Origin of the sequence: Streptomyces doebereineriae (genome assembly GCF_031845645.1) — a bacterium.
In the GTDB taxonomy this organism is placed as follows: Bacteria; Actinomycetota; Actinomycetes; order Streptomycetales; family Streptomycetaceae; genus Streptomyces; species Streptomyces canus.
Genome location: NZ_JAVREZ010000006.1, coordinates 533,316 through 543,303 on the forward strand (window position 1 = coordinate 533,316; position 9,988 = coordinate 543,303).

Genomic DNA, 9,988 nt, shown 5'->3' on the forward strand with positions numbered 1-9,988 from the left:
GGTGTGACATATCACTGTTCCTCGGTCTCGCCGGCCCGGGCCAGCACGCCCAGCGGCACCGGCCGAGCGAACGGCCTGCGGCCCGCCGTCTCCGCGCACCCGGCGACACCGGCCACTCCTGGCCCGCACACCCGGCCCTGGCACCAGCCCATCCCGGCCCGCGTCAGCAGCTTCACGGTCCTCAGATCACCGGCCCCCAGCTCGCGCACCGCCTCCCGCACCGTACCGGCCGACACCTCCTCGCAGCGGCACACCACCGTCCCGTCGCTGACCTGCTCGGCCCAGTGCGCGGGCGGCACGTAGACGGAGTCGACGGCGGCGAAGAAGGCCCGCAGCCCGGCCCGGGTGCGCGCGGCGGCCGCCCACTCACCGGGATCCGGCGCCCGCCCGGCCAGCCGCGCCGCGATCGACCGCCCGGCGATGTGCCCCTCGGCGAGTGAGAGGGCGGAGCCGCCGATGCCGGTGGTCTCGCCCGCCGCCCACACCCCCGGCACGTCGGTGCGCTGCTCGTCGTCGACGTACACGTCCGTACCGTCGACCCGGCAGCCCAGCGCGTCGGCGAGATCGGTGTGCGGCAGCATGCCGTGACTCACGGCGAGGGTGTCGCAGACGAGGCGTCGGCGGGTGTCCTGGCGCACCCGCCCGTCCCGGTCGAGGGCCGCGATGGTCACCGCCTCCAGCCGCTCGGCGCCGTGCGCCGCCACGACGGTGTGATGGAGGACAGTGCGTACCCGGTGCCGGAGCAACCGCCCCGCGTACTGGGCGCCTTCGGCCACCTTGCCCGGCCGGCCCGCCAGCGCCCGGGACCGTCGTACGAACGACTTCGGGTCGGCCGAGTCCACCAGCGCGGCGACCGTCGCGCCCGCCGCGGCGAGGCCGGTGGCGACGGGCAGCAGCAGCGGCCCGGTCCCGGCGACGACGGCGGTACGGCCGGGCAGTACGAGCCCGCCCTTGAGCATGGCCTGCGCCCCGCCCGCCGTGATGACACCGGGCAGGGTCCAGCCGGGGAAGGGCAGCACCTTCTCGTAGCCGCCGGTGGCGAGGAGGACCGCCGCTGCGCGTACCTCGGCCGGCTGCTCCTGCTCGGGGCCGACGAGAGCGTGCACGGCGAACCCGGGGCTGTCCCGGCGCTCGACGAACCAGACGTGATGGTCCGTCACATGCCTTACCGTGCCCGCCTGTACATGGGCGCGCAGGCCGTCCCGCAGTCTCTCCCAGGTCCGCCACTGGTGGTGGAGTGCCTGCGGTCGACGGGCCCCGAGGGCGGGTGCGGGCTGCCGGTAGAACTGCCCTCCCGCCTCCGCGGCCGAGTCGATCAGGGTGACACGGATGCCCCGGGCGGCCGCCGCGAGGGTGGCCGCGAGTCCGGCCGGACCCGCGCCGATCACCGCCAGGCTCGGCTCAGTCATCGTGGCCCGTTCCCTCCTGCGTGCGGATCGCGTCGCCCGGCCGCAAGGGCATCAGGCAAGCCCGTTGGTTCGGGCGGTCGTTGACGGTCACCAGGCAGTCGAAGCAGACGCCGATGCCGCAGAAGATCCCGCGCGGGCGGCCCTCGCCGCGGGTGGTGCGCCAGGAGGTGACGCCCGCCGTCCACAGCGCGGCGGCGACGGTCTGGCCTGGCAGCGCCTCGATCTCCCGCCCGTCGAAAGTGACCGTGAAGGCGGGACCGGGCTCGGCGCGCACCAGCTCCAGCGGGTTCACGAGGCCTCCTCGGAGTCGCAGTCGGAGTCGGCGTCGAAGTCGGAGGCGGGGAAACGGTCGGGACGGAAGGGCGCCAGATCGAGATCGGGAGCGTGTCCGGCCAGCACCTGGGCGATCAACTGCCCCGTCCCGGTGGACAGTCCGATGCCCGCGCCCTCGTGCCCGCAGGCGTGGAACAGCCCGGGCACCCGCGGATCGGGGCCGATCGCGGGCAGATGATCGGGCATGTACGGCCTGAAGCCGAGGTACGTCCGCATCGCACGCACCCGCTCCAGGAACGGGAACAGCCGGGTCGCGCCCGCCGCCAGCGCGCGCAACGCGGGCAGCGACAACGACCGGTCGAAGCCCACCCGTTCCCGGGTCGCGCCGATCAGGACGGGCCCGGCCGCCGTCCCCTCGACCACCGGTGAGGTCTGCAGGGCCGCCGAGTCGCTGGCCACGTCGGCCACGTAGTCGGCGGCGTACACCTTGTGGTGGACCAGGCGGGGGAGCGGCTCGGTGACGAGGACGAAGCCGCGGCGCGGGAGTACGGGGAGGCTCACTCCCGCCAGCGCGGCCAGCTCACCGCCCCAGGTCCCGGCGGCGTTGACGACATGCGGGGCATGGATCTCGCCCCGGCCGGTGCGCACCCCGCGCACGGCACCGTCGGCGCCGCGCAGCACCTCGGTCACCGCCGCGCCGGTGAACAGCCGGGCACCCGAGGCCCGTACGAGATGAGCGGCGGCCAGCGTCGGCATGACCTGGGCGTCCTGGGGATACAGCACACCGCCTGTGAGTCCGGGCGCCAAGTGGGGCTCCAGCTCCCGGAGCCGGCCTGCGTCCACCCGCACCGCCTCGACGCCTGCGGCCCGTTGCCCGGTCGCGAACTTCTCCAGGGCTTCGAGGCCGTCGGAGGTGGAGGCCACGACCACGCCGCCCTTGAGTTCGTACTCGATGACATCACCGACCTCCTCCGCCAACTCGGTCCACAACCGGCCGGACAGCAGGGCGAGTTCGAGCTCGGGGCCCGGCTCCTTATCGGAGACCAGGAGATTGCCCTCACCGGCGCCGGTCGTACCGCCGGCCACCGGACCGCGGTCGACGACGATCACTTCGAGGCCCGACCGGGCGGCGTACAGGGCACAGGCCGCGCCCACCATCCCGGCTCCGACGACCACGACATCGCAGGTCAGTCGCTTGCTCACGGCAGTACTATGTCACATGCCGCTCTTGTCGGGAACACCGCGTCGGGAACACCGCGACGTCGGACCGTCGGGGCTGTGGGACGGACGGGACCCACCGGGCCGTCAGTCGATCTCGCTCGGGTCGGCGGACGGGGTCCGGCCCGCCTGGACGTCCTCGAGACGTGCCGTGCCCAGCTTCGCCGCCTGCTCGGTGGTGTCGTCGTCGGCTCCGTCGAGACCGCCGTTGGTGAAGGTGATCGCGTCCGTGCCGACCCGCAGGGCCGCGACGTCGAGGGTGAGTGTGGTGGGCTCGCCGCCCGAGGTGCCCCGGACCGTGACCTGCAGCCCCTGCCGGGCATCACCCTCCTTGGGAAGGGAGGTCCCGACCACCTGGACCGTGCGCTGCCCGCCCGAGCTGTCCTTCACCGTGAACTGGTCGCACTTGACCGGCAGGCTCTTCAGCCAGGCGAAGGACGTGTCCAGTGCGGCCTTGTCATAGGCGGCCACCTGATACAGCAGCCGGGACTCGCCCTCCTTGAAGCCGGTGAGCGCGGACGCTCCGGACGGCTTGCCCAGGAGCTCGTCGTCGTAGAGCCGGTCGAGCAGCTTCTGGCAGTCGGCCGCGTCGGCCTTGCCGGTGAGGAAGTCGGCGACGTCCACCTGGCCGACCAGCAGGCTGTCCCGCCAGGTGGCCGCGTTCTTGACCTGCGTCCAGTCGTCCTCCAGATCTGCCTCCGTCACCAGCGCGGCACGCGCCCCGGCCTGGGTGAGCGCGGCCGGGGAGGCCTGCGCGAGCGGCGAGGAGGAGATCTCCGTGGTGATCTCCGTGGTGTCCGCGCGCTCCGGACCGCTGTCGTCCCCGTCCGCACACGCGGCGGTCGTCAACAGGGCTCCGGCCGCCAGGGCCGAGGCGAGGACGCGGAAGGGGCGGGGCGGACGGTGGGTCATCACGAGGTCTCCTGGAGATGAGGGGTGCTTCCATGCCACAACCGCTCCTCCCGTACGACCAGCGCACCGGGCTGTTCGAGTGAGGGGGCGACGGCACCGGGGTCCGGAAAACCGGTGGCGCCCCCTACACGGACGCCTCTAAGGTGAGACCGCTTCGCACGGCCGCTCACGGCTGCCGTGCCCCACGTGCGAGGAATGAGGGAGGTGTCGACCGATGGCTGTCTTTGCGATGAGCGCTGCTCGCATCCAGATCATCAAGTCCACCTCCGTGGCCGTCGGCTGACACCAACTCCTGGTGCCGGGGCCACCCTTGTGAAGGGTCTCCCTTGACTTCCAGCTCCACCTCTTCTGTTTTCTCCGCTCTCGCTCCCTACGGCTGGGACGAGGCATGGGCGGACGCGTTCGCCCCCTACGAGTCCGAGGGGCTCCTGCCCGGACGGGTGGTCCGGGTCGACCGCGGGCAGTGCGACCTCGTCACCGCCGAAGGGATGATGCGGGCCGACACGGCCTTCGTCACCCCGCCCGATCCGATGCGGGTCCTGTGCACCGGTGACTGGGCCGTCGTCGAGCCCGCGGGCAACCCTCGCTATGTACGGACGTATCTGCCACGCCGTACCGCATTCGTACGCTCCACCTCCTCCAAGCGGTCCGAGGGGCAGATCCTCGCGGCCAACGTCGACCACGCGATCGTCGCCGTGTCGCTGGCCGTCGAACTCGACCTCGGCCGCATCGAACGGTTCCTGGCCCTGGCCTGGGAGTCCGGCGCTCAGCCGGTGGTCGTGCTCACCAAGGCCGACCTCGTGCCGGACGCGGTGACGCTCGCGCATCTCGTGCAGGACGTGGAGACGACGGCGCCGGGCGTCCCGGTGCTGACCGTCAGCGCGCTGGACGGGGAGGGGCTCGACGTACTCGTCGCGGTCGTCTCCGGCGGTACGACCGTGCTGCTCGGGCAGTCCGGCGCGGGGAAGTCGACTCTGGCGAACGTGCTCATCGGCGAGGACGTGATGACTGTGCAGGCCGCACGGGACGCGGACGGGAAGGGGCGCCACACGACCACGACCCGCAATCTCCTCGCCCTGCCGGGCGGGGGCGTACTGATCGACACGCCCGGCCTCAGGGGCGTGGGGCTGTGGGACGCCGAGACCGGTGTCGGACAGGTCTTCTCCGAGATCGAGGCCCTGGCCGCACAGTGCCGCTTCCATGACTGCGCGCACGAGAGTGAGCCGGGGTGCGCGGTGCTCGCCGCGATCGACTCCGGCGAGCTGCCCGAGCGGCGGCTGGAGAGCTACCGGAAGCTGATCCGGGAGAACCAGCGGATCGTGGCGAAGACGGATGCGAGGCTCCGTTCGGAGATCAGGAAGGAGTGGAAGAAGAGGGGCGCGGAAGGCAAGGCGGCGATGGAGGCGAAGCGGGGGTCCCGGAGGTAGCGGGCAGTCGTTCGGCCGCGGCGGGGTGGGGGCGACGGACCCGCGCCCGCCCACGGACCCGACGCGGCACCCCCATCACCGTGTCCGATTTCCGCCAGCGGCATCCTCGCCCGCGGCGGACACTGGAACACGTGATGGACGAAGACACCAGGTACGAAGCCGTTCGCAGCCGGGACGCCCGGTTCGACGGGGAGTTCTTCTTCGCCGTCGAGACGACCGGGATCTACTGTCGGCCCAGCTGTCCCGCGGTGACCCCGAAGCGTCGCAACGTCCGCTTCTACGCGACGGCCGCCGCCGCGCAGGGCTCCGGGTTCCGGGCCTGCCGGCGGTGCCGCCCGGACGCGGTCCCCGGTTCCGCGGGCTGGAACGTACGGGCGGACGTGGTGGGCCGGGCGATGCGCCTGATCGGCGACGGTGTCGTCGACCGGGAGGGCGTCGCCGGGCTCGCCGGCCGCCTCGGCTACAGCGCCCGCCAGGTCCAGCGCCAGCTCACCGCCGAGCTCGGCGCAGGCCCCGTCGCCCTGGCCCGCGCCCAGCGGGCCCACACCGCGCGTGTCCTGCTCCAGACCACCGGCCTGCCGGTCACGGAGATCGCGTTCGCCTCGGGCTTCGCCAGCGTGCGGCAGTTCAACGACACCGTCCGGGAGATCTACGCCTCCACCCCCAGCGACCTGCGGGCCGCCGCCCGGACCACACGCCGCGCGGCCACCCCCACGGCGGGCATTCCGCTACGACTGGCCCACCGCGGCCCCTACCGGTCCGGCGCCGTCTTCGACCTGCTGGAGAGCGAGGCCGTACCCGGCGTCGAGGAGGTGAGCGGGGCACCCGGGCGGCGCACCTACCGCCGTACCCTCCGCCTCCCGCACGGCACCGGCATCGTCGCCGTCCACGAACGCACCGGCACGACCGGAACCACCTCCGGCGCGAACCCCGGCGGCTGGCTCGACGCCCACCTGCACCTCACCGACCTCCGCGACCTGACCACCGCCGTCGGACGACTGCGGCGGCTCTTCGACCTCGACGCCGATCCCTACGCCGTCGACGAGCGGCTCGGCGAGGACACCCGGCTCGCTCCCCTGGTCGCCGCCCGGCCAGGACTCCGGTCGCCCGGCGCCGCCGACCCCGAGGAGTTCGCCGTACGGGCACTGGTGGGCCGTAGCGCATCCGAACGGCTCGTCCAGCGATACGGCAAGACCCTGGACGCGCCCTGCGGCAGCCTCACCCACCTCTTCCCCGAACCCGCGGCCCTTTCGGAGGCGGCCGGCCCGCTGGGCACGCTGGCCACCGCCCTGGCCGACGGGGCCGTACGACTCGATCCGGGCGCCGACCGCGACGAGGTGCAGCACGCCCTCCTCGCCCTGCCCGGCCTGGACGCCCGTACCGTCGCCGTCATCCGCACCCGTGCCCTCGGTGACCCCGATGTCGCCCCACCGGGCCTCGACGCCCCCGACACCTGGCGCCCCTGGCGCTCCTACGCCTGGCAACACCTGTGCACAGCAGGAGAGTTGGAGTAATCATGGCCATCCGCTGGAACCGTCTCGACAGCCCCGTCGGCACCCTGCTCCTCACCGCCGACGAGACCGGCGCGCTGACCTCGCTGTCCGTTCCGGAGCAGAAGAAGGGCCGTACCGTCCAGGAGGGCTGGGTCCACGACCCCACCCCCTTCCGGGACGCGGAGGAGCAGCTCGCCGCCTACTTCGCCGGTGAACTCAAGGAGTTCCAGCTGGAGTTGCGTCCTGACGGCACCGAGTTCCGGACCCGTGTCTGGGACGCCCTCGACGACGTTCCGTACGGGGCGACCACGACGTACGGCGAGATCGCCGCCCGCGTCGGTGCCGCCCGCGTCGCCGTCCGGGCCGTGGGCGGCGCGATCGGCGCGAACCCGCTGCTGATCCTCCGCCCGTGCCATCGGGTGATCGGCGCGAACGGCCTGCTCACCGGGTACGCGGGCGGCCTGGAGCGCAAGACGGCCCTGCTCACCCTCGAAGGCGCCCTCTAGGACTCCTCGAGCCCCCAGCTGTGGATCCGTCGTGGATGGATGCGGATCAGTTCCTCGCTGAAGTGCGGGCCCAACTCGTGTGGGCCCGTGAGGAGTTCCGCCTCCCCGCGGATGTCGATGCCGCGCACCGTCCACGGTTTCAGACTGGCGATGTCGTCGACGACCAGCGCGACCTTCGGATTCTTCTGGAGGTTGCGCCATTTCTTCGTGCGGCCCATCGCGTAGCCACCGATCAGGATGGTGCCGTCGTCCTGCGGGAAGAAGCCGACCGGGTTCGCCTGCGGCTGTCCCTGGGGGTCGACGGTGGCGAGTCGTCCCAGCCGCTGGGACTTCAGGTACGCGCGCTCGGCCTCGCTGAATTCGGTCATGCCCGCCAGCCAAACACGCCCGCGCCGCCCGCACATCGGAATCTCGTACCAGGCCTGTCCGGGACTGCGGTCCTAGGTCAGCCGCCCCACAGCACCGTCCCCAGCCACGCGCCCATGATCAGCAGACACGTGAACAGTTCCGCCAGCACGCTGGAACCGCCCGAGCGCATCGCCGTGCGCAGGGCGGCCTTCGCCGCCCCGTGGTGGCCGAGGCGGAGGCGTTCCGAGAGGTAGATGCCGCCCATGAACCCGGGGATCGCGCCGAGCACGGGGATCAGGAAGAAGCCGAGGAACGCGCCGGCTCCGGCGTAGGCCCCCATGCGCGGGGTGGCCCCGCTCTCCCGCAGCCGGCGTGGCGGCAGCGACCAGCGCACCACCTGGGAGAGGAACAGGGCGACCGTGGCCCCCACGAGCACACTCCACGCGACCAGTTGCGGATCCTTCAGCGCCCACCACAGGACCGCGGCCCACACGAGCCACGACCCCGGCACCCCGGGCAACAGGACCCCGACCAGGCCGAACAGCATGACCAGGCCGACCAGCAGGAGATCCCACACTCCCATGAGTCCAGGGTGCAGGAGGCAGGCAGAAAGTGCAGGTCAGCGATATCAACCCGGCCCGTTCCCGGCCCGTTGAGGAAGAGCTGCGCATCGGCCTCATGGCGGTGGGCACTCGGGCCGTCGTCCGTCACAGCTCTGCGACAGGGAAGCAGGTCACACTCAGGGCCGACCCGACCGATCACCACGACGTGCGTCCGCCGTGGTGGATCGGGGGGTCACTCGGCGTCGCCGGGCGGTTCTCCCGTGGGGGGTGGAACCGTCCGGCGACGCTTTCGTAACACAGTTCGATGCGCGGGGCGGAGCTTGATTTTCGGGATGCCCCGTTTTCATACGGCCCATGCGGTGGACAATTGGGGGCATGAGCCAGCAGGGGGGAACACCCACCGGTCGCGGTCACGAGGACGACTGGTGGGGGCAGCTGTACGACTCCACCGACGACACGGGCCCCACACCGGCCCCGGACACCCTGGACGACCGCTTCGCCTCTGCGGCGGGGGCGGTGCGGGACGGGTCGGGGGGTGGACGGCTGAGCTTCGAGGCAGGGGCTGGCGAGGGACGGGCCGGGCTGGAGGTGGGGCCTGGTGGTGGACGGTCCGATTCGGAGGTGGGGCCTGGTGTGGGTGGGCCGGGCTTGGGGGCGGGGCTCGGTGGTGGTCGGCCCGGGTCTGAGCCTGGGCCCGGTGGTGGACCGCCGGGGTCGGAGGTGCGGCCTGGTGTTGGGCAGGCGAGCCTCGGGGCGGGGTCCGGTGGTGGTCGGCCGGGCGCTGAGACTGGGCCCGGTGGTGGATGGCCTGGGGCGGCGGTAGGGCCCGGTGGGGGGCAGCCGAGCTCGGAGGCGGGGCCCGGTGGGGAGCAGTCGCGCTCGGGGGCACGGCCGGGTGGTGGACGGCCCGGCTCTGAGACGGGACCCGGTGACGGACAGCCCGGTTCCGAGCCGGGTGCTGCGGACGAACAGAGCCGTCGGCCCGGTACCGGGGTCCCCGCGCCGCGGACAGGCTTCTCCGAGGGGACGGATCCCCCACCCGGCCGGCACCGCATCCCCTGGCAGGCGCCACCCGATGCATCCGACGGCCCCGCGTCCTTCCCGCCCGGCCCCAAGCCGCCCGGCTTCGTCGAGCGGCCCGCCGAGGACCGTCCGCCCCCGCCACCCGGCGGCCGTACGTCCACCGAGAAGCCTCCGGCCACGACCGTTCCGACCTCGCGCATGCCGAACGAGCCCCCGAGGCCGCCGACCGCGCCACCCCCGCACCCCTCAGCCCCACCTCGCCCCGTGACTCCACCCCCGTCGCCGCAGGAATCCGACCGGGCCGTTTCGCCCGACGGCGTCGGCGGAGCGGTTTCGCGGGGTGATGTCGAGGATGGTCCGCCGCAGGACGCCGATCGGGCCGCTGAGCCAGGCCGCGGCGATTTCGGAGGGCCTGGTGTCGGCCGAGTCGACCCGCGTAGGGGTGGCCCCGCCTCCGGCATCACGGACCCCGGAGGCGGCGCCGAGGACGTGCCCACATCTGGCGGCCCCGAGAGCCCTCCAGGACCCTCCGACCGAGGCGGAGCCGGTGCGCGCCGCGTCGAAGTCGACTGGTGGGCCGCCGCACCTGACGTCGAAGCCGAACCCCCCGCAGCCGGCCCGGGTTCCACTCAGCCCAACCCGACCGCTGAGCCTCCCGAGCCACCCGGACGTGGCCGGACCGCCGACCGCGACCAGGACGGTGCCGACCCGGGCCCCGCCCCCGCGCCGCAGGCACCCCGCACCGCCACCCGCGTGGACATCCCCACCCTCCCTCCCGCCCCCGCCGGATTCGTCGGCTCCGGCCCTCCCACCTAC

At 73.1% G+C, this 9,988-nt stretch carries 9 protein-coding genes and 1 pseudogene; 4 read left to right on the forward strand and 6 right to left on the reverse strand.

Translation table 11 applies throughout. The features are described from left to right. Positions 1 to 11: 11 nt before the first annotated feature. The 4 genes from RNB18_RS20995 to RNB18_RS21010 all read right to left on the reverse strand — a co-directional run bounded on the left by RNB18_RS20995 (position 12) and on the right by RNB18_RS21010 (position 3,812). Positions 12 to 1,409, reverse strand: coding sequence for an NAD(P)/FAD-dependent oxidoreductase (locus RNB18_RS20995; RefSeq protein WP_311715609.1), 1,398 nt, complete (start codon positions 1,407 to 1,409; stop codon positions 12 to 14). Further along, complete coding sequence (locus RNB18_RS21000; protein ID WP_311715610.1) at positions 1,402 to 1,701, reverse strand: (2Fe-2S)-binding protein; 300 nt, start codon at positions 1,699 to 1,701, stop codon at positions 1,402 to 1,404. The genes RNB18_RS20995 and RNB18_RS21000 overlap by 8 nt, the downstream gene beginning before the upstream one ends. Further along, positions 1,698 to 2,885 carry an NAD(P)/FAD-dependent oxidoreductase gene (locus tag RNB18_RS21005; RefSeq protein ID WP_311715611.1) on the reverse strand — a complete coding sequence of 396 codons (1,188 nt, stop codon included), beginning with the start codon at positions 2,883 to 2,885 and terminating at the stop codon, positions 1,698 to 1,700. The genes RNB18_RS21000 and RNB18_RS21005 overlap by 4 nt, the downstream gene beginning before the upstream one ends. A gap of 102 nt (positions 2,886 to 2,987) precedes the next feature. Then, positions 2,988 to 3,812, reverse strand: a complete 825-nt coding sequence (locus RNB18_RS21010) for a hypothetical protein (protein ID WP_311715612.1) — start codon at positions 3,810 to 3,812, stop codon at positions 2,988 to 2,990. A gap of 326 nt (positions 3,813 to 4,138) precedes the next feature. On the opposite strand from RNB18_RS21010, the gene rsgA reads away from it, so the two are divergent. The 3 genes from rsgA (at position 4,139) to RNB18_RS21025 (ending at position 7,238) form a co-directional block, all read left to right on the forward strand. Further along, positions 4,139 to 5,239, forward strand: coding sequence for a ribosome small subunit-dependent GTPase A (gene rsgA, locus RNB18_RS21015; protein ID WP_311715613.1), 1,101 nt, complete (start codon positions 4,139 to 4,141; stop codon positions 5,237 to 5,239). A gap of 134 nt (positions 5,240 to 5,373) precedes the next feature. Further along, entirely contained in the window at positions 5,374 to 6,753 is a 1,380-nt protein-coding gene (locus tag RNB18_RS21020) for a bifunctional transcriptional activator/DNA repair enzyme AdaA (protein WP_311715635.1), read from the forward strand. Positions 6,754 to 6,755: 2 nt separating this feature from the next. Further along, complete coding sequence (locus RNB18_RS21025; protein WP_311715614.1) at positions 6,756 to 7,238, forward strand: methylated-DNA--[protein]-cysteine S-methyltransferase; 483 nt, start codon at positions 6,756 to 6,758, stop codon at positions 7,236 to 7,238. Here the strand turns inward: RNB18_RS21025 and RNB18_RS21030 are convergent. Both RNB18_RS21030 and RNB18_RS21035 read right to left on the reverse strand, forming a co-directional pair. Beyond that, on the reverse strand, positions 7,235 to 7,606 hold the full coding sequence (locus RNB18_RS21030) for a PPOX class F420-dependent oxidoreductase (protein WP_057610970.1): 372 nt from the start codon (positions 7,604 to 7,606) through the stop codon (positions 7,235 to 7,237). The two genes, RNB18_RS21025 and RNB18_RS21030, sit on opposite strands and share 4 nt — an antisense overlap. Positions 7,607 to 7,683: 77 nt before the next feature. Next, positions 7,684 to 8,169: a DUF456 domain-containing protein gene (locus RNB18_RS21035; RefSeq protein ID WP_311715615.1), complete on the reverse strand. Its 486-nt coding sequence runs from the start codon at positions 8,167 to 8,169 to the stop codon at positions 7,684 to 7,686. A gap of 1,492 nt (positions 8,170 to 9,661) precedes the next feature. Here RNB18_RS21035 and RNB18_RS21040 point away from each other — a divergent pair. Then, positions 9,662 to 9,988: pseudogene (locus tag RNB18_RS21040) on the forward strand (protein phosphatase 2C domain-containing protein); the annotation flags it as partial.